The organism is Pseudomonas orientalis, assembly GCF_022807995.1.
Taxonomy (GTDB): Bacteria; Pseudomonadota; Gammaproteobacteria; order Pseudomonadales; family Pseudomonadaceae; genus Aquipseudomonas; species Aquipseudomonas orientalis_B.
Window position 1 is genome coordinate 1165674 of sequence record NZ_CP094351.1, and the last position, 24651, is coordinate 1190324.

Here is a 24651-nt window from a genome sequence, read left to right on the forward strand (position 1 = left end):
TCCAGTCAGAACGCGATAGACGTCTGCACATACACCGTACGCGGCTCACCCACATACTTACCCTTGTTGTTATCGTCGAACGAGCGCGTGTAGTACTGCTTGTTGAAGATGTTCTTAACCCCGACCGCCACGTTCAAGTCCGACAGCTGCGGGCCGAAGTCATACGCTGCGCGGCTGCTGAACAGCATGTAGCCGGGGATGCGTCCGTTCGCGCCGTCGGCGCTTTCGGTCCGGGTGTTGGCGTTGTCGGCGAACTGGCTGCTCTGGTAGCTGCTGTCCAGGTTGAGCTTCCACGGGCCTTCGGTGTAACCCACGCCGAGGGTGCCTTTGTGTTTGGACGAGAAGGGCACGCGGTTGCCTTTGTTCGGGCCGTCTTCGCGGATGGTTGCGTCGACATACGCGTAGGTGGCGTACACGTCGAAGCCGGCCAGCGCCGGGCTCACGCCGTCGAGGGCATAGTTGATGCTCGACTCGATGCCCTGATGCCGCGTCTCACCGCGGGCGATCACGGTGTCGTTGGTCTGGTTGCTGTCGTACTGGTTGTCGAAGTTGATCAGGAACGCACCGATTTCCGCGCGCAGGCCGCCGTTGTCATAGCGTGTGCCCAGCTCCCAGGTGCGGGCTTTTTCCGGTTTCACTTCGCCGCTGCTCACACGGTTGGGCATCTGGCTGTACTGCACGCTGCCGAACGAGCCTTCGGTGTTGGCGTAGAGGTTCCAGTCGTCGGTGAGGTGGTAGAGCACGTTCAACGCCGGCAGCGCGGTGTTGTAGTCGCCTTTGTATTTGACGTTGCTCAGGTTGTTGGTCTGTTGGGACTCGATCATCTCGTAGCGGATGCCCGGCGTGATGGTCCACTTGCCGATGTCGATACGGTCGTCGATGAAGAACGCATTGGCTTCGGTGCCGCCACGGGTGTCGCGGTCGTTGCGGCTGTCGGTGGTGGGGATTTGCTGGTTGACGGCAATCGGCGTGCGGTAGCGCAACTCATGGCCGGCTTCGTTGATGTAGCGGTAGCCGACGCCGACTTCGTGAGTGGTGGGGCCGAGGTCGAAGCCTTGGGCGAAGCGGGTTTCCAGGCCGCGCACCCAATACTCGCGGGGTGACAGCGAGAGGAAGTTGCCCTGATCGAGGTAACCGCTGCGCAGGGTCTTGGTGAAGAAGCTGTTGACCGTGAATTCACGGCGATCCTGCTCGTAGCGGTAGCCGACGTTGAACATCGTGCGGCGGCCCCAGAACTTGTCGTAGGGGCGGGTCGACTGGTACGGGTCGGCCTTGTAGTCGTTGACGTTCAAGCCCCCGGGCATATCGGCCTGGCCGTCGTAGTACTGCGCCATGGCGTTGAAGCTGTTGGCGTCATCCAACTGGTATTTGCCCTTGAGGATCAGGTCGTCGATGCGCGTGTCGCTGTTTTCGCGCCAGTCGCCACCACGGGTGCCGGAGTACAGCAGCGCGCCGCCCAGGCCGTTGTCGGCGGTACCGCCGGCCAGCAGGTTGCCGGTGGTCTTGAAGCCGTCGTGGCTGGAGGACGGGCTGGTTTCGGTTTGCAGGCCGCCTTTGACGGTGGGCGCATCCGGAATCGCGCGGGTCACGAAGTTGACGATGCCGCCGACGTTCTGCGGGCCGTAGCGCACCGCGCCGCCGCCACGCACCACGTCCACCGCGTCCATGTTGCCCATGCTGATCGGTGCAAACGAAAGTTGCGGCTGGCCATAGGGTGCGAAGGGCACGGGAATGCCGTCCATCAACACCGTGGAGCGTGATGCCAGGCGTGGGTTGAGTCCGCGAATACCGAAGTTCAGCGCCATGTCATGGCTGCCGGTGCCGTTGTTGTCCGGGGCGTTGACGCCGGGGATGCGGTTGAGCACGTCACGGGCCTGGGTTGCGCCCTGGCGTTCGAATTCGTCGCGGCGGATCACGTCACGGGCGCCGGGATGCTCGAACACGTTGGTCTGCGCCGCATCGCCGAGCCAGTCGCCGACCACGTTGGAGGTCTGCAGCTCGAGGGTGGCCGGGGCACCGGCCGGTTGCAGGCTGTAGGCGTTGTCGCCCTCGGCGCGGGCTTGCAGGCCACTGCCTTCCAGCAGTTTGTTCAGGCCTTCGGCGGTGCTGTAGGTGCCCGTCAAACCAGGGCTTTGCCGGCCGGCGGTGACCTCGGAACCGAAGGACACCAGCACGCCGGCTTCGCGGCCGAACTGGTTCAGGGCCGCTTCCAGAGTCGTCGGTGCGATGTGATAGGCCTTGGTGTCGGCCGCCATCACCGGGGGCAGCACGGTCAGGCTGAGGCTGGCGCCGAGCAGGAGTTGGCGCAGGGTACGGGCAAGAAGCGTCGGTTGCAGGGGCATGAAGAGCGGTCCTGAGAAGGAAGGATCAAGGTGGCTTTCCTTCTCTGTCACGCGAGGCAGGAAAAACGGCTCAGGGTTTTTCAAACAATTTCACGCACGGGCCTGAACCGTCACCCAATAGCGGGTAAAGCGCCGCACGGTTACCGGCAGGCTGACTTCCAGCAAGTCGAGAATGCGTTCGCTGTCATCCAGCGGATAACTGCCGGACAGCAGCAGGTTTGCCACCTGCGGGTCGCAATTGAGCTGGCCGCGGCGGTAGCGCCCGAGTTCGCCGAGGAAATCTTCCAGGCGCATATGCGCGGCCACCAGCATGCCGTCAGCCCAGGCGCCGCTGTTGGTGTCGGTGGGGCGAGGGCTGTCCCAGCCTTTGCGGGTGTAATTGATCTGATGCGCAGCGTCCACCCTCAACGGCAGGCCGCTGTAATGGTTGGGCATCACTTCGACATGGCCATCGAGCACCGCCAATTGGGTATGGTCATTGAACTGACGCACGTTCAGGCGCGCCGCCTGGCTGGTGAGCAAACCCTGGCCGGTCAGCACGCGCAGCGGCGTGGTACCTGCGCGAGCGGTCAGCAGGATTTCACCTTCGAGCAGGCGGATCAGGCGCTGGTGGCCATCGAAATGCACATCCACCGCACTGCCGGTGTTGAGCTGCAACTGGCTGCCGTCGGCCAACTGCACGCTGCGACGCTGGCCGACAGGGCTGCGGTAGTCAGCCGTCAACGGCGGCAAAATAGGTTGCTGGCGCAGGCTCCAGGCTGCCGCCGAACCGGCGCCGAGGATCAACAGCAGCTTCAGCGCCTGGCGCCGACTGGTGGATGTCGGGGCATTCAACGCCGCGTGCGCCAGGGGCGAGGGCAGGCCGCGCAGGCGCTGGTTAACGCGCTGGATCTGGTCCCACGCGCGCTGGTGTTCACTATGTGCCTCCAGCCATTGCTGCCAGGCTGCTTGTTGGCGTGGGGTGAGCGCGCCTTGCTGCATTTGCAGCAACCAGTGCACGGCTTGTTCAGCCACCTGGGTCGAGACGTTCATAGGGCGAAGTAGCAGCGCAGGGCGGCTTTATGCAGGTGGCGCTTGACCGTGGCGATGGAAATGCCCAGTTGCGCGCCGATCTGCGCATAGGTCAGGCCATCGAGCTGGGCCAGCAGGAAGGCGCGTTTGACCTGGACCGGCAGGCCGTCGAGCAGTTGGTCCAGTTCCACCAGGGTTTGCAGAATGATTGCGCGGTCTTCTTCCGACGGCGCCACGTGTTCCGGCATTTGCGCCAGGGCGTCGAGGTAGGCGCGTTCCAGGTCCTGGCGACGGTAGTAGTTGAACAGCACGCGCTTGGCGACCGTGGTGAGAAAGGCGCGCGGTTCGGTCAGCGTGGGTGTTTCCCGGGCGCTGAGGACCCGTATGAAGGTGTCGTGCGCCAGGTCGGCGGCGTTTTGCGGGCAGCCGAGCTTGCGTCGCAACCAGCCGGTGAGCCAGTGGTGATGGTCGTTGTACAGAACTTCGACGGTGGTGGACGGTGGCAACGTGATCACTCCATCGGCATTGGCATGCTTTAGAGAACAAGAATTGTTCGCATTGTAGGGCCGCAAACACGGTTCGGCAATCGACCCGAGCAGGTGATTCATCCGTTCTCTTTTGCTTATGAGAATATTTATCATTAATATTGCGCGCTGATGAACTTGGCGCCTGCCGCATGAAAAGCAAAACCTCACTGCCCGCCTCTTATCGCCTCGCGGTCACTTCGCGCGTACTGGCGGCTGTGCTCGGCGGTTATCTGATGGCCTCCCTGGCCGCTATCTGCCTCGCGCTGTGGTTGCCGACGGCGCGCGCCGACGCGGTGATCGTCGGCATGATGAGCTCATTCGTGTTCTACCTGCTGGCGGTGCTCTGGTGTTTCGCCTGCCGCACCGCGTGGCGCGCCTGGGCGGGGGTGATGCTGCCGAGCGCGCTGCTCGCCACCCTGGCGGGCATTGGGTTCTGGGTGGTGCGCACATGAAAGAGGGTTTTCGCCAAGCCATGGCCTGGCTGCACACCTGGGCCGGGTTGATCTTCGGCTGGCTGCTGTTTGCGATTTTCCTGACCGGCACCCTGGCCTATTTCAAAGACGAAATTACCCACTGGATGCAGCCCGAAGTCCAGGCCCATCCGGTGGACGACGCACGCAGCCTCGCCGTAGCGCAAAGCTATCTGCAGCAACAGGCGCCCACGGCCGCGCGCTGGTTCATTACCTTACCCACCAATCGCGACCCCGGGCTGTCGGTGATGTGGCAAGACAAGGTCGACCCCGGCAAGCGCGGCAATTTCATCCAGAAAGTCCTCGACCCGGTCAGCGGCCAGGCTGTCCAGGCCCGCGAAAGCATGGGCGGTGAATTCTTTTACCGCTTCCACTTCCAACTGCAGATGCCTTACCCATGGGGCCGCTGGCTGTCGACCCTCGCGGCCATGGTGATGTTCGTCGCGCTGATCACCGGCATTATTACCCACAAGAAAATCTTCAAGGACTTCTTCACCTTCCGCCCGCGTAAAGGCCAGCGTTCCTGGCTGGACGGACACAACGCGGTGGGCGTGCTGGTGCTGCCGTTTCACCTGATGATCACCTATAGCAGCCTGGTGATTTTCATGAGCATGGTCATGCCGGCGCCGATCGTGGCCTCCTATGGCAATGACAGCCGTGCCTTCTTCAATGAAGTGTTTCCCAGTTCCGATAATGCTCCCGCACTCGGCCAGCCGGGCACGTTGCTGCCGTTGTGGCCGCTGTACCAGCAGGCGCAGCAACAGTGGGCGGGTGGGCATGTCGGGCGCCTGGCGGTGAATAATCCGAGCGACGTCAACGCCTCGGTAAACGTGTTTCGCGCTGGCTCCGACAGCGTGGTGCATGATTTCGGCAGCACCGTTTCGTTCAATGGCACCACGGGGCAGGTGTTGCGGGTCAGTGGCGAACCGTCGTTGCCGTCGGTCATCGGTGGCAGTTTCTACGGCTTGCACATGGGCCATTTCGCCGGCCCGGTGCTGCGTTGGCTGTATTTCATCTGCGGCCTGGCGGGCACGGCGATGATCGGCACAGGCCTGGTGATATGGCTGGGCAAGCGTCAACTCAAACACGCAAAAACCGGTGTGATGCCCTTTGAGCTGCGGCTGGTGGAGGTGCTGAACATCGCCAGCATGTCGGGGCTGATGATCGCCGTCGCGGCGTTTTTCTGGGCCAATCGATTGTTGCCGGTGGGCGTGGCCGAACGTTCCGACTGGGAAGTGCAGAGCTTTTTTATCGCCTGGGGGCTGAGCCTGGTGCATGCCATGCTGCGGCGCGGTCGTCAGGGCTGGGTCGAGCAACTGAGCCTGGGCGCGCTGCTGTTTGTGACCATCCCGTTGCTTAACGCCCTGACCACGCCGTATCACCTGGGCGCCTCGCTGATGAGCGGCGACTGGGCCATGGCCGGCTTCGACCTGACCTGCCTGGCCAGCGGCCTGTTCCTGGCATGGGCGGCCTGGAAGATGCAGCGCTGCGCCGTGTCGCTGCCCAGGGCAGAACACGCACGTGCATTGGCGTTCAAGCAGGAGGCCAGCTGATGCTGCTCGCGCTGCTGCTGTGCTACGCCGGGTTTACCGCGCTGTGCCTGGCCACCGACCGTCATCACGGCGAACTGCTGCGCAGCAAACCCACGCCTGCGCGGCGCCTGGGGCTGCGTGCGCTCGGCTGGCTGCTGCTGAGCCTGTCGATCTGGCCGGCGGTGGCCGCCACCGGCTGGGGGCAGGGCCTGGTGGAGTGGTGCGCGGTGTTGATGCTCAGCGCCTTGCTGCTGGTGCTGCTGCTACCATACCGGCCACGGCTGGCCTTGATCCTCGCGGGCGTGAGCCTGCTGGCCAGCCCTGTCGCGGCGTTTGGCCTTTTCTGAGCGGCCCATGGTGATCAGCCCGCCGCCCGAACCCCAAGACAGTTCGCACCCGAACGCGGCCGGTGGACGTGCGCATTTCCTCCAGGTGTTCCTGTCCCAGCGTTCGCAGATGGAGGCGCTGGTCAGCCGCCGTGTCGGTTGCCGCGCCACGGCGGCTGACCTGGTGCAAGACCTGTTCCTGCGCTTCTGGCGTCGCCCGCTGGTGCAGGTCGAAGAACTCAGCACCTACCTGCTGCGCTGCGCCGGCAATATCGCCATCGACCATTTGCGCAGCGAAGGCGCCCGCGTGCGCAGCAGTGAGGGTTGGTTGCCGGAGCAACAGGACAACCAGGGCTGCGAACCCCAGGCGGCCCTCGAAGCGGGCAATGATCTGCGGCATGTCGAGGCCGCCTTGCGCAGTCTGCCTGAGCGCACCCGGCAGATTTTCCTGCTCAACCGCATTCACGGGCGCACATACGCAGAGATCGCCAAGGCCATGGGCCTGTCCCAAAGCGCTGTGGAAAAACATATGATGCGCGCCCTGCAGGCCTGCAAGGCGAGCCTTCTTGAACCAGCGCCTCCACGTACGCCAGGGAAAGCATCGTGAACGTCACACCCACGCCCGCCCAGGAACAGGCCGCGCTCGACTGGCTGAGCCGGCTGCACGACCAGCCCGGCAGCGGCGATCAAGTCACCTTCAGCCGATGGCTGCGGGCCGACCCCGCCCATGTCGAAGCCTACGCCCGGGCCCAGGTGCTGTGGGAATTGAGCGAAGTCCCGGCACGCACCCTGGCCGACGAAGACGCACAGGCCTTGCAGGGCTACCTCGATGCGATGCGCCGTTCCGGGCGCTCACGCGTGGTGCGTGGGGCTGGCGCCTTGGCGATGGCGGCCTGTCTGTTGTTAATGGTGTCGATGGGCGCCGGCTGGCAGCCGTCGCGCTGGGTCGACGACCTGGCTGCCGATTACGTGACGGCGCCAGGGGAGGTGAGGACCGTCATCCTGGCCGATCAGTCCCACGTCACCCTCGACGCCGACAGCGCGATTGCCGTGGATTTCAGCCACGGCGAGCGGCATATCCAATTGCGTCGCGGGGCCGGCTTTTTCCGTGTTGTCCACACCGGCCAGCCCTTCGTGGTCGAAGCGGGCGATGGCGAAACGCGGGTGCTGGGCACGCAGTTCGAAGTGCGCCTGCAACCGGCAGGGGCCCAGGTGACGGTGCTGTCGGGCCGGGTTGGCGTAACGCCGTCCGCACAGGCGCCGCAGCAAATTCTGACGGCAGGCCAGCAACTGGCCTACGCCGACGGTGTAGCCGAGCCGCTGCATTCGGTGGACAGCGAATCACGCCTGGCCTGGCGCGACGGTTGGCTCAATTACTACAAGGCGCCGCTGGCCGAGGTGGTCAGAGACCTCGCACGTTACTATCCGGGCCGAATCCTCCTGCTCAATGATGAGGTGGGCGCCAGACGCGTCAGCGGCAGCTTTCCAAGCAACGACCCTGCCGCCGTATTGAAGGCCTTGCAAGCGGTCCTCGGCTTCGAGCAGCACACCCTGCTGGGGCGGGTGATTGTGTTGCGCTAGGCGCACGGCGCCGTTCAACTCCGCACGGTCAACGGCCTGCCACCGATTGCGATGTATCAGCTACAGATAGGCTGACTGACACACTGCTATCGAGGATAGGTATCTACACCACTCTGTAACCCCCAAACGTAACCACGATGCGAAGCGAGCCGCTCTTGATCTGCTTTTGATCCTAGGCGCCCCGTTAAACCACGCTGGCCGAACGCAGGCTTGAATCCGTGGGCAACCCGGCAGGACGCCGGGTTAGCCGCCCCGCGCCATGGATGGCGCGTGGCGGCGGCCCACGGATTCAAGCCGGAGAGAGGGCACACCGAGCCCAGGCGAGGTGCCGAGTGGTGGGGCAAGAGCGTTTTGCTTACTTTTGCGCTTTTCAAAAGTGAGCCGCTGTAAAAGCGGAACCCTAAGTAGCCGTTACCGCAGAAACGGATATGTACTCAGTCTGATCCAGCATCCTGGTCGGCCCAGAGGCCGCCATCGGGGGCAAGCCCCCTCCCACATTTGGACCGGGATCGACACCAACATCCTGGTCGGTCCTGAGGCCGCTATCGGGGGCAAGCCCCCTCCCACATTTGATCTGCGGTGTGTTCGAGGGTCGGGTTATTTCAGGGCGGCCATGATGGCCTCGGGGTTGTAGTCGCGGATCAAGGTGCCGTTGACGTCCACGAACGGAATCCCGCCGCCGCCCAGCGCTTCATACGCCTTGCGCGCCTGGGCGTCCTTTTCGATATCGACGGCCTGGTAGGGGATTCCCTTCTGGTCCAGAAACCGTCGGATCTGCTTGCAGTAGCCGCACCACTCGGTGGAATAGAGCACCACACGCGCCGAGGCGCGTACCTGCTCGGACATCACCTGCGACGGGTTGAACAGCCGCTCGACCTTGCCCCAGTTCTGAATCACCACCACCACCAGCAACACCAGCAGGACTTTCTTCAAGACCCCGCCAAGCATCAGTTGCGGCGCTTGAGCTGGTCGGTCAGTTGGGTCGGCAGGCCCTTGATGATCAAGGTGCCGGCGGCTTCGTCGTATTCGATCTTGTCGCCCAGCAGGTGGGCTTCAAAGCTGATGGACAAGCCTTCGGCGCGGCCGGTGAAGCGGCGGAACTGGTTGAGGGTGCGTTTGTCGGCAGGGATCTCCGGCGACAGGCCGTAGTCCTTGTTGCGAATGTGGTCGTAGAACGCTTTAGGCCGCTCTTCATCGATCAGACCGGACAGTTCTTCCAGGCCCATGGGCTCACCGAGCTTGGCCTGGCTGCTGGCGTAGTCCACCAGGGTCTTGGTTTTCTCGCGGGCCGATTCGTCTGGCAGGTCTTCGCTTTCAACGAAGTCACTGAACGCCTTGAGCAGGGTGCGGGTTTCGCCCGGGCCGTCAACGCCTTCCTGGCAGCCGATAAAGTCGCGGAAGTACTCCGAGACCTTCTTGCCGTTCTTGCCCTTGATAAACGAGATGTACTGCTTGGACTGCTTGTTGTTCTGCCACTCGGACACGTTGATCCGCGCGGCCAGGTGCAGTTGGCCAAGGTCCAGGTGGCGCGATGGGGTCACGTCCAGTTCGTCGGTCACCGCCACGCCTTCGCTGTGGTGCAGCAGGGCGATGGCCAGATAGTCGGTCATGCCTTGCTGGTAGTGGGCGAACAGCACGTGACCGCCGGTGGACAGGTTGGATTCCTCCATCAGTTTCTGCAGATGTTCCACCGCAGTACGGCTGAAGGTGGTGAAATCCTGGCCACCGTCAAAGTATTCCTTCAACCAGCCGCTGAACGGGTGCGCGCCGGACTCGGCATGGAAGAAACCCCAGGCCTTGCCTTGTTTGGCGTTGTAGCTCTCGTTGAGGTCGGCAAGCATGTTCTCGATGGCGGCCGATTCGGACAGCTCCGAATCACGGGCATGCAGAACTGCGGGGGTGCCGTCGGGTTTTTTGTCGATCAGGTGGACGATGCAATGACGGATCGGCATAGGCTTCTCGGCTGGTTGAAGGGGAGCGGTGAGCCTCCCCCAAAAAGTTGCCCAGTGTACCGCACCCGTTGGTCAAGACGCGCCTGGAAGGGCGTTTTGGATGTTCTCCCACCGTGGATATGGGGTTTTTTCACGCTTTAGAGCGATAAAGCTGACCAAATGGGTATGTTGAGGCGGATATTTCCCCGTCTCTGTGCTAGTTTTGCCCCGTCTTACGCCAAGTCTCGGCGTTAAGCGTGCATTCAGCATTTGTCAGGTCGAACCAATCCCCGTTTCAAGCATCTATAACCCCGTTCTCCAAAGGTTATAGCCGGGGTGCCAGGCCGACACGGTCGGGCTCGACGGCTGACACTGCACTCTGCAATCCATATGAATTTGATAGGGAAGGAACACCACAATGGCTTTGACTAAAGACCAACTGATCGCTGATATCGCTGAAGCTATCGACGCGCCGAAAACCACCGCGCGCGCAGCGCTGGACCAACTGGGCCAGATCGTTGCCGATCAGCTGGAAAACGGCGGCGAAATCACTCTGCCAGGTATCGGCAAGCTGAAAGTGACCGAGCGTCCTGCCCGTACCGGCCGTAACCCTTCGACTGGCGCTGCCATCGAAATCGCTGCCAAGAAAGTTATCAAGCTGGTTGTGGCCAAAGGCCTGACCGACGCTGTTAACAAGTAAGACGCAGTAAAAAACCGTGCTCCGGAGTGATCCGGGCACGGTTTTTTGTTGCCTGCGATTTTACGTCTTACTGTAGGAGCGAGCTTGCTCGCGAAAGACGTTAACAATAACGCGCCCGTCCTGGTTGAACGCGGCGCCTTGGCGTTTTTCGCGAGCAAGCTCGCTCCTACAGGGTTGGCGTCAACGCACCCAGCGCTGGCGCCAGATCTGCTGTTCGTTTTTGGTCTGGAAGGTCCAGGCGACGAACCGGCTTTGCTTTTGCCCCTGGGACATTTCCACTACCTGGCTTTCCAATACGCCGGCCTTTTTCAGCGCCGTCTCGATCGCGGGCAAGTTTGACGCTTTTGACACCAGGGTGCTGAACCACAGCACCTTGTGGGCAAAATGCGCGCTTTCGGCGATCAATTGCGTTACGAAACGCGCTTCGCCGCCTTCACACCACAGCTCGGCCGATTGACCACCGAAGTTCAGCACCGGCAACTTGCGCTTGGGGTCGGCTCTGCCCAAGGCGCGCCATTTGCGTTCGCTGCCCTTGGTGGCTTCGTCCATGGACGCATGGAACGGCGGGTTGCACATGGTCAGGTCAAAGCGTTCCGCAGGCTCCAGCAGCCCTAGCAGGATGTGCTTGGGGTTGGGTTGCTGGCGTAGCTGGATGACTTTGCTCAGGTCGTTGGACTGCACAATGGCCTTGGCGGCGGCCACGGCGATCGGGTCGACCTCCGAGCCGAGGAAGTTCCAGCGGTACTCCATGTAGCCAATCAGCGGGTACACGCAGTTGGCGCCCATGCCGATATCCAGCACCTTGACGATGGAACCGCGCGGAATCTTGCCCTCGTTGGTGCTGGCCAGCAGATCGGCGAGGAAGTGCACGTAGTCGGCACGCCCCGGCACGGGCGGGCACAGGTAATCGGCCGGGATGTCCCAATGCTGGATGCCGTAGAACGACTTGAGCAACGCCCGGTTGAACACCCGCACCGCGTCCGGGCTGGCGAAGTCGATACTCTCTTTGCCATAAGGATTGATGATCACGAACTGCGCGAGTTCCGGCGTGGTCTTGATCAGCGCCTGGAAGTCGTAACGGCCTGTGTGGCGGTTGCGCGGATGCAGGGTAGCCTCTTTGCGTGGTGCGACGGGCTTGGCCGTTGCAGCGGTGTTAGGCTTCTTGCGCGGTGGTTTGGGTGTGCTGGGGGCGGTCATGTTGATTCTGGTGTTGGCTCAAAGTGGCGGGCATTGTCACACATCTTGAGCCTTGCCCGGTCAAATGTGGGAGGGGGCTTGCCCCCGATGGCTGTGTGTCAGTCAATTATCTGTTAACTGACCCATCGCCATCGGGGGCAAGCCCCCTCCCACATTGACTGCATTCCCAGCAGGACATCGGGAACGATCAGGCAAAAAAAAGAGACCCGAAGGTCTCTTTTTTTACGCGACTCAAGCCTTACAGGCTGGAAATCCGCGCATGTTGCTCCGCCAGCTTGCCCAAAGCCTGCTCAGCCTCGGCCAACTTGGCGCGTTCCTTGTCGATGACCTCTGCCGGCGCCTTGTCGACGAACGCCGCGTTGGACAGCTTGCCGCCCACGCGCTGCACTTCACCTTGCAGACGCGCGATTTCCTTGTCGAGACGGGCCAGTTCCGCGCCCTTGTCGATCAAGCCGGCCATCGGCACCAGTACTTCCATATCGCCGACCAGCGCGGTAGCGGACAGCGGTGCTTCGGCGCCATCGGCCAATACGGTGATCGACTCCAGCTTTGCCAGCTTCTTGAGCAGCGCATCGTTCTCGCTGAGGCGACGCTGGTCTTCGGCACTGGCGTTCTTGACGAACACGGCCAGCGGCTTGCCCGGCCCGATGTTCATCTCGGCGCGGATGTTGCGCGTGCCGAGCATCAGGGTCTTGAGCCATTCGATATCGCTTTCGGCGGCCTCATCAATGCGTGCTTCATTGGCCACCGGCCAAGGCTGCAGCATGATGGTCTTGCCTTCGATACCGGCCAGCGGCGCCAGGCGCTGCCAGATTTCTTCGGTGATGAACGGCATGAACGGATGCGCCAGGCGCAACGCCACTTCCAGCACGCGCACCAGGGTGCGACGGGTGCCGCGCTGGCGCTCGACCGGCGCGTTTTCGTCCCACAGCACCGGCTTGGACAGTTCCAGGTACCAGTCGCAATACTGGTTCCAGATGAACTCGTACAAGGCCTGGGCGGCCAGGTCGAAACGGAACTGGTCGAGCTGGCGGGTCACTTCGGCTTCGGTGCGTTGCAACTGCGAGATGATCCAGCGGTCGGCCAGGCTCAGCTCAAAGGCTTCGCCGTTCTGGCCGCAGTCTTCGCCTTTGTCCAGCACGTAGCGCGCGGCGTTCCAGATCTTGTTGCAGAAGTTGCGATAACCTTCGACGCGGCCCATGTCGAACTTGATGTCGCGACCGGTGGAGGCCAGCGAGCAGAAGGTGAAGCGCAGGGCGTCGGTGCCATAGCTGGCGATGCCGTCGGCGAATTCGTCGCGGGTCTGTTTCTCGATCTTCTTCGCCATTTTCGGCTGCATCATCCCCGAGGTGCGCTTCTGTACCAGCGCTTCGAGTTCGATGCCGTCGATGATGTCCAGTGGGTCCAGGACGTTGCCCTTGGATTTGGACATCTTCTGGCCCTGGCCATCTCGCACCAGGCCGTGGACATACACGGTCTTGAACGGCACCTGCGGGGTGCCGTCGTCGTTCTTCACCAAGTGCATGGTGAGCATGATCATCCGGGCAACCCAGAAGAAAATGATGTCGAAGCCGGTGACCAGCACGTCGGTGGGGTGGAATTTTTCGAGGAACGCGGTTTTTTCCGGCCAGCCCAGGGTGGAGAAGGTCCACAGGCCGGCGCTGAACCAGGTGTCCAGTACGTCATTGTCCTGATTCAATACCAGGTCTGCGGGCAGATTATTCTTGGCACGCACTTCGGCTTCGTCGCGACCTACATAAACCTTGCCCGACTCGTCATACCAGGCCGGAATACGGTGGCCCCACCACAGCTGACGGCTGATGCACCAATCTTGGATGTCGCGCATCCAGGAGAAGTACATGTTTTCGTATTGTTTAGGCACGAACGCGATGCGGCCGTCTTCAACGGCGGCAATGGCCGGCTCAGCCAAAGGCTTGGTCGACACGTACCACTGGTCGGTCAGCCACGGCTCGATCACGGTGCCGGAACGGTCGCCCTTCGGCACTTTCAGGCCGTGGTCGTCGACGCTCACCAGCAAACCGGCAGCGTCGAACGCGGCAACGATCTGCTTGCGCGCTTCGAAGCGGTCCAGGCCTGCATATTCGGCCGGGATCTTGCCGTCGATGCTGTCGTTGAGCGTGCCGTCCAGGTTGAACACCTGGCAGGCCGGCAATACGGCGGCGTTCTTGTCGAAAATATTCAGCAGCGGCAGGTTGTGGCGCTTGCCGACTTCGTAGTCGTTGAAATCGTGTGCCGGGGTGATTTTCACGCAGCCGGTGCCGAATTCAGGGTCGCAGTAGTCGTCCGCGATGATCGGGATGCGACGGCCGACCAGTGGCAGCTCGACGAACTTGCCGATCAGCGCCTGGTAGCGCTCGTCGTTCGGGTTAACCGCGACGGCGGCGTCGCCCAGCATGGTTTCCGGACGCGTGGTGGCAACTATCAGGTAGTCATTGCCTTCAGCGGTCCTGGCGCCGTCGGCCAGCGGGTACTTGAGGTTCCACAGGAAACCTTTCTCGTCGTGGTTTTCCACTTCGAGGTCGGAAATTGCCGTGTGCAGCTTGGTGTCCCAGTTGACCAGGCGCTTGCCGCGGTAGATCAGGCCGTCTTCATGCAGGCGTACAAAGGCTTCCTTCACGGCTTCCGACAGGCCGTCGTCCATGGTGAAGCGCTCGCGGCTCCAGTCCACGGACGAACCCAGGCGACGGATCTGACGGCTGATATTGCCGCCGGATTGATCTTTCCATTCCCAGACTTTCTCGAGGAATTTCTCGCGACCCAGGTCGTGACGATTCTGGCCGGTGGCTTCCAGCTGGCGTTCCACCAGCATCTGGGTGGCGATACCGGCGTGGTCGGTGCCCGGCTGCCACAGGGTGTCGCGACCCTGCATGCGGCGGAAGCGGATCAACGCATCCATGATCGCATTGTTGAAGCCATGGCCCATGTGCAGGCTGCCAGTGACGTTCGGTGGCGGGATCATGATGGTGTACGAGTCGCCCGCACCTTGTGGGGCGAAATAGTTTTCGGACTCCCAGGTGTTGTACCAGGAAGTTTCGATAGCGTGGGGCTGGTAGGTCTTATCCATGCGCGGCGGGACCCTAGTTGGCATTTATTCAGGAAAGCCGGCAAGTATAACGGGGGATAGAGCGCAGGGCGAGGCGAAGACAGGGCTTAAGGTGTATGCAACCAAATGTGGGAGGAGGCTTGCCCCCGATGGCGGCGTGTCAGCTTCAAATAGACTGCTGACTCGCCGCTATCGGGGGCAAGCCCCCTCCCACAGGGGATCCCGGTTTGGTTCAGGACTGGTACTGGCTGAGCAGTCGCTCCATTCGCGCATCCATCCGCCGCTTGATTTCGGCTTCGATATGCGGCGCATAGTCGTCGATCACATCCTGCATGATCAATTGCGCGGCGGCGCGCAGTTCGTTGTCCAGGTGCAGCAGCAGGGCGTCGGGGGCTTTTTCCGCGGCGGGAGCGGGTTCTGCCATGGCTGGCTGCGGCGCAACAGGCTTGTTGCCGACCATGTCGAACAACAGCGGAATCTGGCTCTCGGCATCGACTGCTTCGGTCAACAGCGGCGGTTGCAAGCCATCATCACCCAGCAACTGACGGATCGACTCGAGGTCGTCCAGCAGGTGGTCGTCTTTTTTCAGCGGGTTGGGCGTGTCCATCATGTACTCAAAGTCGTTGTAGCCGGTGATCCTGCAGAGGATAGCCCTGTTCGCGGTAGAAACGGAAACTCTCCCGCGCGGCCTGACGAATAGCCGGGTCTTCCACCACCACTTCCGCCACGCGGGCGAATGCCTTGGCGAAGGGCGGCACTTTCAGGTCGAGGTTGACCAGCAGGTCATCGTGGCCGCCGCAACTGTCGCCCAAACCCAGGACAACCACGCCGTCCGGTTCCGATTCCGCAGGGCCGTGGGGTACGAAGCTTTCGCCCTTGAAGCGCCACAGGCGGGCATCGAGGTCGTCGCGTTGGGCGGCATCGCTGCAATGCAGGTAGATGCGATGGCCCATGCGCCAGGCTTTTTCGGTGAGCTTGCAGGCGAAGTCCAGGCGCGCGGACGGGTCGGCGCTGGGCAATATATAGAAGTCGACTTGGGTCATTGCGGTTCCTGAAACCGGGACGGCACGATGACCGTCCCGGAATTTGTAGGAGCGAGCTTGCTCGCGAAAAACGCAAGGTCGCCGCGATCAACCTGGTTTCCCGAGTCATCGTTAACGACCATCGCGAGCAAGCTCGCTCCTACAGAGTTAGGCCTTGGCGCGGTCCAGCAGGTACTGGGTCAGCAGCGGTACTGGACGACCAGTGGCGCCCTTGTCCTTGCCGCTGGCCCATGCGGTGCCGGCGATGTCCAGGTGCGCCCAGTTGAAGTTCTTGGCGAACCGCGACAGGAAGCAGGCTGCGGTGATGGTGCCGGCTTTGGGGCCACCGATGTTGGCGATGTCGGCGAATGGGCTGTCCAGTTGCTCCTGGTACTCATCGAACAGCGGCAACTGCCAGGCGCGGTCGTCGGCGGCCTTGCCGGCGCTGAGCAGTTGCTCGATCAGCTCGTCGTTGTTGCCCAGCAGGCCCGAAGTGTGGGCGCCCAGGGCAACCACACAGGCACCGGTCAGGGTGGCGATGTCGATCACCGCCTGCGGCTTGAAGCGTTCGGCGTAGGTCAGCGCGTCGCACAGCACCAGGCGGCCTTCGGCGTCGGTGTTGAGGATTTCCACGGTCTGGCCGCTCATGGTGGTGACGATATCGCCTGGGCGGGCAGCACCGCCGCTCGGCATGTTCTCGGCGCAGGCCAGGATGCACACCAGGTTGATCGGCAGCTTGAGTTCCAGCACGGCACGCAGGGTGCCGAACACGCTGGCGGCGCCGCCCATGTCGTACTTCATCTCGTCCATGCCGGCGCCCGGCTTGAGGCTGATGCCGCCGGTATCGAAGGTGATGCCTTTACCCACCAGGGCGTAAGGCTTCTCGGACTTCTTGCCGCCGTTGTATTGCATCACGATCAGGCGCGGCGGCTGGTCGCTGCCCTGGCCCACGGCATAGAACGAGCCCATGCCCAGTTCCTTGATCTTCTTCTCGTCCAGGACCTCGACTTTCAGGCCCTTGAACTCCTTGCCCAGCGCCTTGGCCTGTTCGCCCAGGTAGGTGGGGTGGCAGATGTTCGGCGGCAGGTTGCCCAGGTCGCGGGTGAACGACATGCCGTTGGCGATCGCGGTGGCGTGGGTCACGGCGCGCTCGACTTCAGCCTGGGCGGCCTTGATGGTCAGCAGGGTGATTTTCTTCAGGGCGCGGGGTTCGGCTTTCTCGCTCTTGAACTGGTCGAAGACGTAGCCGCCGTCCACCAGGCTTTCGGCCAGCAGGCGGGTCTTGCCGTAGCTGTCACGGCCCTTGATGATGATTTCATCGAGTGCCAGTGCCGCGTCGCTGCCGCCCAGGCCCTTAAGCGTGGTGAGGATGGCGCTGATGATCTTGCGGAACGGACGGTCACCCAGTTCGGCGTCCTTGCCCACGCCCACCAGCAATACCCGCTCGGCCTTGAGGTTCGGCAGGCTCTGCAGCAGCAGGCTCTGGCCGACTTTGCCGGCCAGGTCGCCGCGCTTGAGCACGGCGCTGATAGCGCCGCCGCTCAGTTCATCCAGTTGCTTGGCGGCAACGCCGAGTGTGCGGCCTTCGCCGACAGCGACCACGAGGGTGGCGGTTTTCAACGTTTCGGGGCTAACGCTTTTTACAACCAATTCCATTTTCGGGTCCCTTATAAGGTCGGTGAGCCTGGCATGCGTACCCAGGCTTAAAAGCGTGGCAGCCTTGTAAACCGCCAGCGACAAAGGCCGCAGTTTGAACCTCGCAGGCGAAGCCTGACAACCCTCGAAGCACGCTTTGTGCATGCGCATGAGGTTGCGCAGTGACAGGCGCGGTCAATCACAGGATAATGCGCCATCTTTTAGCCGGCCCGCGCAAACGGGCCGACTCGGTATGCTTGCTTGTTTGGCCGCCTTAGCCTGACAACCCTGGAGTGTCTGGTTTGATCGTCTTCCGTTATCTATCCCGCGAAGTCCTGTTGACCCTGAGTGCCGTGAGTGCGGTATTGCTGGTCATCATCATGAGTGGTCGTTTCGTCAAATTTCTTGCGCAGGCGGCCTCGGGCGCCCTGGATCCGGGCTCGCTGTTCCTGATCATGGGCTTTCGCCTGCCGGGCTTTCTGCAACTGATCCTGCCGCTCGGCCTGTTCCTCGGCATCCTGCTGGCCTATGGCCGGCTGTATCTCGAGAGCGAGATGACCGTGCTGTCGGCCACCGGCATGAGCCAGCAACGCCTGCTGGCCATGACCCTGGTGCCGGCCACTGGCGTTGCGCTGGTCGTGGCCTGGTTGAGTCTGAGTCTGGCGCCGCAAGGGGCCATGCAGTTCCAGCTGCTGTTGAACAAGCAGGACGCGATGACCGAGTTCGACACCCTCGAGCCCGGGCGTTTCCAGGCGCTCAACGACGGTACGCGCGTGACCTATACCGAAGAAATGACCGAAGACCGTTCCAACCTGAGCGGTGTGTTCATTTCCCAGAAAAATCTCGGCAAGGACCAGAAAGACCGTGGCATCTCGATTCTGGTCGCCGACGGTGGCCGCCAGGAAGTGCGCGCCGATGGCAGCCGCTACCTGATCCTGGACAACGGCTATCGCTACGATGGCAGCCCGGGGTTGGCCGATTACCGCGTGATCAAATACGACTCCTACGGCGTCATGCTGCCCAAGCCCGATATCAGCGATGAAGTCACCGATCGCGACGCGCTGCCCACGGCCTCGCTGTTCGGCAGCCAGGAACTGCGCTCCATTGCCGAGCTGCAATGGCGTCTGTCCCTGCCGCTGCTGGTGTTTATCGTGACCTTGATGGCGGTGCCGCTGTCACGCGTCAACCCGCGTCAGGGCCGGTTCCTCAAGTTGCTGCCGGCAATCCTGCTGTACATGGCTTACCTGACCATCCTGATTTCCGCCCGTGGCTCCCTGGAGAAGGGCAAGTTGCCGCCCGCCCTGGGTCTGTGGTGGGTGCACGGGATTTTCCTGGTGATCGGCCTGGGGCTGCTCTATTGGGAACCTATCCGTTTGAAAATGAAGAGCCGTCGTGGCCTGAAGGAGTTGGCTCGTGGCTAAGCTCGATCGCTACATTGGTAGCAGCGTACTGATCGCCATCCTGGCGGTATTGGGCATTATCCTGGGCCTGGCCTCGCTGTTTGCCTTCATCGATGAAGTGGGCAACGTCACCGATACCTATACCGTCACCGATGTATTGAGCTTCGTGGCGCTGACCGCGCCGCGTCGTCTCTACGACATGATGCCGATGGCCGGCCTGATCGGCTGCCTGATCGGCCTGGGCACCCTGGCCAGCAACAGCGAGTTGACCATCATGCGCGCGGCGGGCGTGTCCATCGGGCGTATCGTCTGGGCCGTCATGAAACCCATGCTGCTGTTGATGGCGTGCAGCGTGCTGATCGGCGAATACGTCGCGCCACCGTCCGAAGCCACCGCCCAGGCCAATCGCGCCCTGGCCCAGGGTTCGGGTGACGCGCAGAGTTCCAAGCACGGCCTGTGGCACCGCCAGGGTGACCAGTTCATCCACATCAACGCCGTACAGCCCGGTGGGTTGTTGATCGGGGTGACGCGCTACACGTTCGACAAAGAGCGGCACATGCTCAGCTCCAGCTTCGCCAAGCGTGCGCAGTACGATGGTGCGCAATGGCAACTGACCGACGTGACCACCACGCTGTTCCACAACGTGGGCCAGGGCGTCAATGCCAGTACCGAAGTGGTCAATGCGCCCACCCAGGCCTGGGACATCGCGCTAAAGCCGGAACTGCTCAACACAGTGATCATGGTCCCGGAAACGCTGCCAATCTCGGGTCTCTGGAGTTATATCCATTACCTCAAGGACCAGGGCCTGAACAATGGCCGCTACTGGCTGGCGTTCTGGGTCAAGGTGTTGCAACCGGTGGTCACCGCCGCGCTGGTGCTGATGGCGATCTCCTTTATCTTCGGCCCGTTGCGCTCGGTGACTCTTGGCCAGCGGGTATTCACCGGGGTGCTGGTGGGCTTTACCTTCCGTATCGCCCAGGATTTGCTGGGGCCGTCGAGCCTGGTGTTCGGCTTCTCGCCGTTGTTCGCGGTGCTGGTGCCGACATTTATCTGCGCCGTGGCCGGGTTCTGGTTGTTGCGCCGAGCCGGCTGATTGCGCGCTTATGCATAAAAAATGCCCCGCTTATCCCTGCGGGGCATTTTTGTTCTGGTCAGCAAAGATGACGTCTGGCCCGAGCATCAGGTACAATTCCCGGCTATTTTTCAGCGGGCAATCTGCCTGCAGCCTTTTTGAGTGTTGATCCGTGAGTGATTTGAGTCATATCCGCAATTTCTCCATCATCGCCCACATTGACCATGGTAAGTCGACGCTGGCCGATCGATTCATCCAGATGTGCGGCGGCCTTGCCGAGCGTGAAATGGAAGCCCAGGTCCTGGACTCCATGGACCTCGAACGCGAGCGCGGGATCACCATCAAGGCCCACAGCGTCACCCTGTACTACACGGCCAAAGACGGTATCAAGTACCAGTTGAACTTCATTGACACCCCGGGCCACGTCGACTTCACTTATGAAGTCAGCCGCTCCCTGGCTGCCTGCGAAGGCGCGCTGCTGGTGGTGGACGCGGGGCAGGGCGTTGAAGCCCAGTCCGTGGCCAACTGCTACACCGCCATCGAGCAGGGCCTGGAAGTCATGCCGGTGCTGAACAAGATCGACTTGCCGCAAGCCGATCCGGACCGTGTAAAAGAAGAAATCGAAAAAATCATCGGCATTGACGCCACCGACGCCGTCGAGTGCAGCGCCAAGACCGGCCTGGGCGTCGACGAAGTGCTCGAGCGCCTGGTCAAGACCATTCCCGCGCCAACCGGCAACTACGAAGATCCGCTGCAAGCGTTGATCATCGACTCCTGGTTCGACAACTACCTGGGCGTCGTGTCCCTGGTGCGCGTGCGCCATGGCCGCGTGAAGAAGGGCGACAAGATCCTGGTCAAGTCCACCGGCAAGATCCACCTGGTGGACAGCGTCGGTGTGTTCAACCCCAAGCACACGGCCACCACTGATCTGAAAGCCGGCGAAGTGGGCTTCATCATCGCCGGTATCAAGGACATCCACGGTGCGCCGGTCGGTGACACCCTGACCCTGAGCTCCACCCCTGACGTCGACGTGCTGCCAGGCTTCAAGCGCATCCAGCCACAGGTCTACGCCGGTCTGTTCCCGGTCAGTTCCGACGACTTCGAAGACTTCCGCGAAGCCCTGCAAAAGCTGACCCTCAACGATTCGTCGTTGCAGTACACCCCGGAAAGCTCCGACGCACTGGGCTTCGGCTTCCGTTGCGGGTTCCTGGGCATGCTGCATATGGAGATCATCCAGGAGCGCCTGGAGCGCGAATACGACCTGGACCTGATCACCACCGCGCCGACCGTTATTTTCGAGCTGGCGCTGAAAACCGGTGAAACGATTTACGTCGACAACCCGTCCAAGCTTCCAGACCTGTCTTCGATCGAAGACATGCGTGAGCCGATCGTGCGCGCCAATATCCTGGTGCCGCAGGAACACCTGGGCAACGTCATCACCCTGTGTATCGAGAAGCGTGGCGTGCAGCACGACATGCTGTTCCTCGGTACTCAGGTGCAAGTGACCTACGATTTGCCGATGAACGAAGTGGTCCTGGACTTCTTCGACCGTCTCAAATCCACCAGCCGCGGCTATGCTTCGCTGGACTACCATTTCGACCGTTACCAGTCGGCCAATCTGGTGAAGCTGGATGTACTGATCAACGGCGACAAGGTGGATGCCCTGGCACTGATCGTGCACAAGGACAATGCGCACTACAAAGGTCGCCAGTTGACCGAGAAGATGAAAGAGCTGATTCCGCGTCAGATGTTCGACGTTGCGATCCAGGCCGCCATTGGCGGGCAGATCATTGCGCGGACCTCCGTCAAGGCACTCAGAAAGAACGTATTGGCCAAATGCTACGGTGGTGACGTCAGCCGTAAGCGCAAGCTGCTTGAGAAGCAAAAGGCCGGTAAAAAACGCATGAAGCAAGTGGGTAATGTGGAAATTCCACAAGAAGCCTTCCTTGCGGTGCTCAGGTTGGATAGTTAGGTCCTATGTCGCTAAATTTCCCGCTGTTGCTGGTCATCGCCGTTGCCGTTTGTGGTTTCCTGGCGTTGCTCGATCTGGTGTTCTTCGCCCCGCGTCGGCGGGCGGCTATCGCGTCCTATCAGGGCAGCGTCAGCCAGCCCGATGCCGTGGTGATCGAGAAGCTGAACAAAGAGCCCTTGCTGGTTGAATACGGCAAGTCGTTCTTCCCGGTGTTGTTCATCGTGCTGGTGCTGCGTTCGTTCCTGGTGGAGCCGTTTCAGATCCCTTCGGGGTCGATGAAGCCTACCCTGGACGTGGGCGACTTCATCCTGGTGAACAAGTTTTCCTACGGGATCCGCTTGCCGGTGATCGACAAGAAGGTCATTGAGGTCGGTGACCCGCAGCGCGGCGATGTGATGGTGTTCCGCTACCCGAGCGACCCGAACGTCAACTACATCAAGCGTGTGGTCGGCCTGCCGGGCGACGTGATCCGCTACACCAGCGACAAGCGTCTGTTCATCAACGGCGAGTCGGTGGCTGAAAAACTGTTGGGCGCCGAGCCGAACACCCTGGGCAGCGCCGAGCTGTACCAGGAAAAACTCGGCGCGGTAGAGCACCAGATCCGCAAGGAAATGAGCCGCTACCGCGCGATGCCCGACGGTCAATGGAAAGTGCCTGCCGGGCACTACTTCATGATGGGCGACAACCGCGACAACTCCAACGACAGCCGCTACTGGGATGACCCCAATATTCCCAAGGACCTGCTGGGCATGGTGCCCGACGAGAATATCGTCGGCAAAGCCTTCGCGGTCTGGATGAGTTGGCCGGAACCCAAGCTCAGCCACCTGCCGAACTTCTCGCGGGTGGGGCTGATCAGGTAATACAGGCGGCGCTGTGATCACAGCGCCGAATGCTTTTCTGGGGCTTGGACATTTTCCGACGCCCTGCGGCACCAGTCAGGATTTGAATTTGAACATTGCGTCAATCGTCGATGGCCGCCGGTGCCACCAACTAGATATGGATAAACCGTGACCGTTTCTCTCAGTCGTCTCGAGCGCCAGCTCGGCTACACCTTCAAGGATCAGGAATTGATGGTCCTTGCCCTCACACACCGCAGCTTTGCAGGGCGCAATAACGAGCGCCTGGAATTCCTCGGTGACGCCATCCTCAATTTCGCCGCCGGTGAGGCGCTGTTCGAGCGTTTCCCTCAAGCGCGCGAAGGCCAGCTGTCGCGCCTGCGCGCACGCCTTGTAAAAGGTGAGACCCTGGCCGTGCTGGCCCGAGGTTTCGGCCTGGGCGAGTACCTGCGCCTCGGTTCCGGTGAGTTGAAAAGCGGCGGTTTCCGTCGCGAGTCGATCCTGGCTGATGCCCTGGAAGCACTGATAGGTGCGATCTACCTCGATGCGGGGATGGAGACGGCCAAGGAGCGCGTGGTCGCCTGGCTGGCGTCTGAAATCGAAAGCCTGACGCTGGTCGACACCAACAAGGACCCCAAGACCCGCCTGCAGGAATACCTGCAGTCCCGCGGTTGCGAACTGCCACGCTACGAAGTGGTGGATATCCAGGGTGAGCCGCATTGCCGCGTGTTCTTCGTGGAATGTGAAATCACCTTACTGAACGAAAAAAGCCGAGGTCAGGGTGTGAGCCGTCGTATTGCCGAACAGGTAGCGGCCGCCGCAGCACTGATTGCCCTGGGCGTGGAGAATGGCCATGACTGATTCAACCGCAACACGCTGTGGCTATGTCGCCATCGTTGGCCGCCCCAACGTGGGCAAGTCCACGCTGCTCAACCACATCCTCGGCCAGAAGTTGGCGATCACGTCGCGCAAGCCGCAGACCACCCGCCACAACATGCTGGGCATCAAGACCGAAGGCAACGTGCAAGCGGTCTACGTCGACACGCCGGGCATGCACAAAGGCGGTGAGAAAGCCCTGAACCGCTACATGAACAAGACCGCCTCGGCGGCGTTGAAAGACGTCGACGTGGTGATCTTCGTGGTCGACCGCACCAAGTGGACCGACGAAGACCAGATGGTCCTCGAGCGCGTGCAGTATGTGACCGGCCCATTGATCGTCGCGCTGAACAAGACCGACCGTATCGAAGACAAAGCCGAGCTGATGCCGCACCTGACCTGGTTGCAGGAACAACTGCCGAATGCCCAGATCATGCCGATCTCGGCGCAGCACGGTCACAACCTCGAAGCCCTGGAGCGCGTGATCGCCGGCTACCTGCCGGAAAACGAGCATTTCTTCCCGGAAGACCAGATCACCGACCGCAGCAGCCGCTTCCTCGCCGCGGAACTGGTGCGCGAGAAAATCATGCGCCAGATGGGCGCCGAGCTGCCGTACCAGATCACCGTTGAAATCGAAGAGTTCAAGCAGCAGGGCAAGACCTTGCACATTCATGCGTTGATCCTCGTCGAGCGTGACGGCCAGAAGAAAATCATCATTGGCGACAAGGGCGAGCGCATCAAGCGCATCGGCACCGAGGCGCGCAAGGACATGGAATTGCTGTTCGACTCCAAGATCATGCTGAACCTGTGGGTGAAGGTTAAGGGTGGCTGGTCCGATGATGAGCGGGCACTGCGCTCGCTGGGCTACGGCGACCTGTAAGGTCCTGAATGCACCACAGGGCTAAAAAAATGTGGGAGGGGGCTTGCCCCCGATAGCAGTGGGTCAGTTAACAGATAAGTGACTGACACACTGCCATCGGGGGCAAGCCCTAATGCCAGTCAGTTAAGGCTTTTTGTAGGAGCGAGCTTGCTCGCGAAAAACTCACAGGCGCCGTGTTCATTCAGGAAGCGCGCGTTATCGTTGACGTTTTTCGCGAGCAAGCTCGCTCCTACAGAGGGCGGCGTATGCTTAACTGACTGGCATTAGGGCAAGCCCC

22 protein-coding genes are annotated in these 24651 nt (G+C 61.6%); 12 read left to right on the forward strand and 10 right to left on the reverse strand.

The window, feature by feature from the left end; all coding sequences use genetic code 11:
- Window positions 1-5: 5 nt before the first annotated feature.
- From fecA to MRY17_RS05060, 3 genes are all read right to left on the reverse strand, one after another.
- On the reverse strand, window positions 6-2342 hold the full coding sequence (fecA, locus tag MRY17_RS05050; protein ID WP_191951596.1) for a TonB-dependent Fe(3+) dicitrate receptor FecA: 2337 nt from the start codon (window positions 2340-2342) through the stop codon (window positions 6-8).
- A gap of 90 nt (window positions 2343-2432) precedes the next feature.
- A complete protein-coding gene (locus tag MRY17_RS05055; protein WP_191956421.1) occupies window positions 2433-3374 on the reverse strand; it encodes a FecR domain-containing protein in 942 nt (313 codons plus the stop codon).
- Window positions 3371-3859 carry a sigma-70 family RNA polymerase sigma factor gene (locus tag MRY17_RS05060; protein WP_191956422.1) on the reverse strand — a complete coding sequence of 163 codons (489 nt, stop codon included), beginning with the start codon at window positions 3857-3859 and terminating at the stop codon, window positions 3371-3373. The genes MRY17_RS05055 and MRY17_RS05060 overlap by 4 nt, the downstream gene beginning before the upstream one ends.
- A gap of 170 nt (window positions 3860-4029) precedes the next feature.
- Between MRY17_RS05060 and MRY17_RS05065 the strand changes: the two genes are divergently transcribed.
- From MRY17_RS05065 to MRY17_RS05085, 5 genes are read left to right on the forward strand one after another with little or no spacing between them, the layout of a single operon-like run.
- Window positions 4030-4332, forward strand: coding sequence for a DUF3649 domain-containing protein (locus MRY17_RS05065; protein ID WP_057724712.1), 303 nt, complete (start codon window positions 4030-4032; stop codon window positions 4330-4332).
- Window positions 4329-5903, forward strand: coding sequence for a PepSY-associated TM helix domain-containing protein (locus MRY17_RS05070; RefSeq protein WP_243353376.1), 1575 nt, complete (start codon window positions 4329-4331; stop codon window positions 5901-5903). The genes MRY17_RS05065 and MRY17_RS05070 overlap by 4 nt, the downstream gene beginning before the upstream one ends.
- Window positions 5903-6229: a DUF3325 domain-containing protein gene (locus MRY17_RS05075; RefSeq protein ID WP_181285405.1), complete on the forward strand. Its 327-nt coding sequence runs from the start codon at window positions 5903-5905 to the stop codon at window positions 6227-6229. The genes MRY17_RS05070 and MRY17_RS05075 overlap by 1 nt, the downstream gene beginning before the upstream one ends.
- Before the next feature lie 7 nt (window positions 6230-6236).
- On the forward strand, window positions 6237-6815 hold the full coding sequence (locus tag MRY17_RS05080; protein WP_191951592.1) for an RNA polymerase sigma factor: 579 nt from the start codon (window positions 6237-6239) through the stop codon (window positions 6813-6815).
- Window positions 6812-7789, forward strand: coding sequence for a FecR family protein (locus tag MRY17_RS05085; RefSeq protein ID WP_243353377.1), 978 nt, complete (start codon window positions 6812-6814; stop codon window positions 7787-7789). Before MRY17_RS05080 ends, MRY17_RS05085 begins: the two co-directional genes overlap by 4 nt.
- Before the next feature lie 597 nt (window positions 7790-8386).
- Here MRY17_RS05085 and MRY17_RS05090 read toward each other — a convergent pair.
- Window positions 8387-8737, reverse strand: a complete 351-nt coding sequence (locus tag MRY17_RS05090) for a glutaredoxin family protein (RefSeq protein WP_243353378.1) — start codon at window positions 8735-8737, stop codon at window positions 8387-8389.
- Window positions 8737-9741 carry a nucleoid-associated protein YejK gene (gene yejK, locus MRY17_RS05095; protein WP_065885922.1) on the reverse strand — a complete coding sequence of 335 codons (1005 nt, stop codon included), beginning with the start codon at window positions 9739-9741 and terminating at the stop codon, window positions 8737-8739. The genes MRY17_RS05090 and yejK overlap by 1 nt, the downstream gene beginning before the upstream one ends.
- 397 nt (window positions 9742-10138) lie before the next feature.
- Between yejK and MRY17_RS05100 the strand changes: the two genes are divergently transcribed.
- Window positions 10139-10420, forward strand: a complete 282-nt coding sequence (locus MRY17_RS05100) for an HU family DNA-binding protein (RefSeq protein WP_005785131.1) — start codon at window positions 10139-10141, stop codon at window positions 10418-10420.
- A 180-nt stretch (window positions 10421-10600) separates the two neighbouring features.
- Here MRY17_RS05100 and rlmF read toward each other — a convergent pair whose 3' ends face one another.
- The 5 genes from rlmF to MRY17_RS05125 form a co-directional block, all read right to left on the reverse strand.
- Window positions 10601-11617: a 23S rRNA (adenine(1618)-N(6))-methyltransferase RlmF gene (gene rlmF / locus MRY17_RS05105; protein WP_243353379.1), complete on the reverse strand. Its 1017-nt coding sequence runs from the start codon at window positions 11615-11617 to the stop codon at window positions 10601-10603.
- Window positions 11618-11855: 238 nt separating this feature from the next.
- Complete coding sequence (locus MRY17_RS05110) at window positions 11856-14702, reverse strand: valine--tRNA ligase (protein WP_243353380.1); 2847 nt, start codon at window positions 14700-14702, stop codon at window positions 11856-11858.
- A 211-nt stretch (window positions 14703-14913) separates the two neighbouring features.
- Complete coding sequence (locus MRY17_RS05115) at window positions 14914-15288, reverse strand: DNA polymerase III subunit chi (protein ID WP_181283493.1); 375 nt, start codon at window positions 15286-15288, stop codon at window positions 14914-14916.
- Between the two features lie 7 nt (window positions 15289-15295).
- Window positions 15296-15724 (reverse strand): DNA polymerase III subunit chi, encoded by a 429-nt coding sequence (locus tag MRY17_RS05120; RefSeq protein WP_243353381.1) that lies wholly within the window; start codon window positions 15722-15724, stop codon window positions 15296-15298.
- A 147-nt stretch (window positions 15725-15871) separates the two neighbouring features.
- The gene (locus MRY17_RS05125; protein WP_181283495.1) at window positions 15872-17359 is read right to left on the reverse strand and encodes a leucyl aminopeptidase; all 1488 of its coding nucleotides are present in this window, start codon (window positions 17357-17359) and stop codon (window positions 15872-15874) included.
- Window positions 17360-17640: 281 nt separating this feature from the next.
- Here MRY17_RS05125 and lptF point away from each other — a divergent pair, with 281 nt between their 5' ends.
- The 6 genes from lptF to era all read left to right on the forward strand — a co-directional run bounded on the left by lptF (window position 17641) and on the right by era (window position 24374).
- On the forward strand, window positions 17641-18759 hold the full coding sequence (lptF, locus tag MRY17_RS05130; RefSeq protein ID WP_057724723.1) for an LPS export ABC transporter permease LptF: 1119 nt from the start codon (window positions 17641-17643) through the stop codon (window positions 18757-18759).
- Window positions 18752-19831, forward strand: coding sequence for an LPS export ABC transporter permease LptG (lptG, locus tag MRY17_RS05135; RefSeq protein ID WP_057724724.1), 1080 nt, complete (start codon window positions 18752-18754; stop codon window positions 19829-19831). Before lptF ends, lptG begins: the two co-directional genes overlap by 8 nt.
- 151 nt (window positions 19832-19982) lie before the next feature.
- Window positions 19983-21782, forward strand: a complete 1800-nt coding sequence (lepA, locus tag MRY17_RS05140; RefSeq protein ID WP_003210439.1) for a translation elongation factor 4 — start codon at window positions 19983-19985, stop codon at window positions 21780-21782.
- A gap of 5 nt (window positions 21783-21787) precedes the next feature.
- Window positions 21788-22642, forward strand: a complete 855-nt coding sequence (gene lepB, locus MRY17_RS05145; protein WP_057724726.1) for a signal peptidase I — start codon at window positions 21788-21790, stop codon at window positions 22640-22642.
- Window positions 22643-22789: 147 nt separating this feature from the next.
- Window positions 22790-23479, forward strand: a complete 690-nt coding sequence (gene rnc / locus MRY17_RS05150; RefSeq protein WP_003188856.1) for a ribonuclease III — start codon at window positions 22790-22792, stop codon at window positions 23477-23479.
- Window positions 23472-24374 carry a GTPase Era gene (era, locus tag MRY17_RS05155; protein ID WP_005785147.1) on the forward strand — a complete coding sequence of 301 codons (903 nt, stop codon included), beginning with the start codon at window positions 23472-23474 and terminating at the stop codon, window positions 24372-24374. The genes rnc and era overlap by 8 nt, the downstream gene beginning before the upstream one ends.
- Window positions 24375-24651: the final 277 nt, after the last annotated feature.

What these genes read in the sequence shown, in the direction of transcription:
- MRY17_RS05115 (WP_181283493.1), bottom strand. Translation starts at nt 15,288, where the DNA reads ATGGACACGCCCAACCCGCTGAAAAAAGACGACCACCTGCTGGACGAC.
- yejK (WP_065885922.1), bottom strand. Translation starts at nt 9,741, where the DNA reads ATGCCGATCCGTCATTGCATCGTCCACCTGATCGACAAAAAACCCGAC.
- lepB (WP_057724726.1), top strand. Translation starts at nt 21,788, where the DNA reads ATGTCGCTAAATTTCCCGCTGTTGCTGGTCATCGCCGTTGCCGTTTGT.
- MRY17_RS05065 (WP_057724712.1), top strand. Translation starts at nt 4,030, where the DNA reads ATGAAAAGCAAAACCTCACTGCCCGCCTCTTATCGCCTCGCGGTCACT.
- MRY17_RS05120 (WP_243353381.1), bottom strand. Translation starts at nt 15,724, where the DNA reads ATGACCCAAGTCGACTTCTATATATTGCCCAGCGCCGACCCGTCCGCG.
- rlmF (WP_243353379.1), bottom strand. Translation starts at nt 11,617, where the DNA reads ATGACCGCCCCCAGCACACCCAAACCACCGCGCAAGAAGCCTAACACC.
- fecA (WP_191951596.1), bottom strand. Translation starts at nt 2,342, where the DNA reads ATGCCCCTGCAACCGACGCTTCTTGCCCGTACCCTGCGCCAACTCCTG.
- era (WP_005785147.1), top strand. Translation starts at nt 23,472, where the DNA reads ATGACTGATTCAACCGCAACACGCTGTGGCTATGTCGCCATCGTTGGC.
- MRY17_RS05090 (WP_243353378.1), bottom strand. Translation starts at nt 8,737, where the DNA reads ATGCTTGGCGGGGTCTTGAAGAAAGTCCTGCTGGTGTTGCTGGTGGTG.
- MRY17_RS05070 (WP_243353376.1), top strand. Translation starts at nt 4,329, where the DNA reads ATGAAAGAGGGTTTTCGCCAAGCCATGGCCTGGCTGCACACCTGGGCC.
- MRY17_RS05055 (WP_191956421.1), bottom strand. Translation starts at nt 3,374, where the DNA reads ATGAACGTCTCGACCCAGGTGGCTGAACAAGCCGTGCACTGGTTGCTG.
- MRY17_RS05080 (WP_191951592.1), top strand. Translation starts at nt 6,237, where the DNA reads ATGGTGATCAGCCCGCCGCCCGAACCCCAAGACAGTTCGCACCCGAAC.
- MRY17_RS05110 (WP_243353380.1), bottom strand. Translation starts at nt 14,702, where the DNA reads ATGGATAAGACCTACCAGCCCCACGCTATCGAAACTTCCTGGTACAAC.
- MRY17_RS05075 (WP_181285405.1), top strand. Translation starts at nt 5,903, where the DNA reads ATGCTGCTCGCGCTGCTGCTGTGCTACGCCGGGTTTACCGCGCTGTGC.
- MRY17_RS05125 (WP_181283495.1), bottom strand. Translation starts at nt 17,359, where the DNA reads ATGGAATTGGTTGTAAAAAGCGTTAGCCCCGAAACGTTGAAAACCGCC.
- MRY17_RS05100 (WP_005785131.1), top strand. Translation starts at nt 10,139, where the DNA reads ATGGCTTTGACTAAAGACCAACTGATCGCTGATATCGCTGAAGCTATC.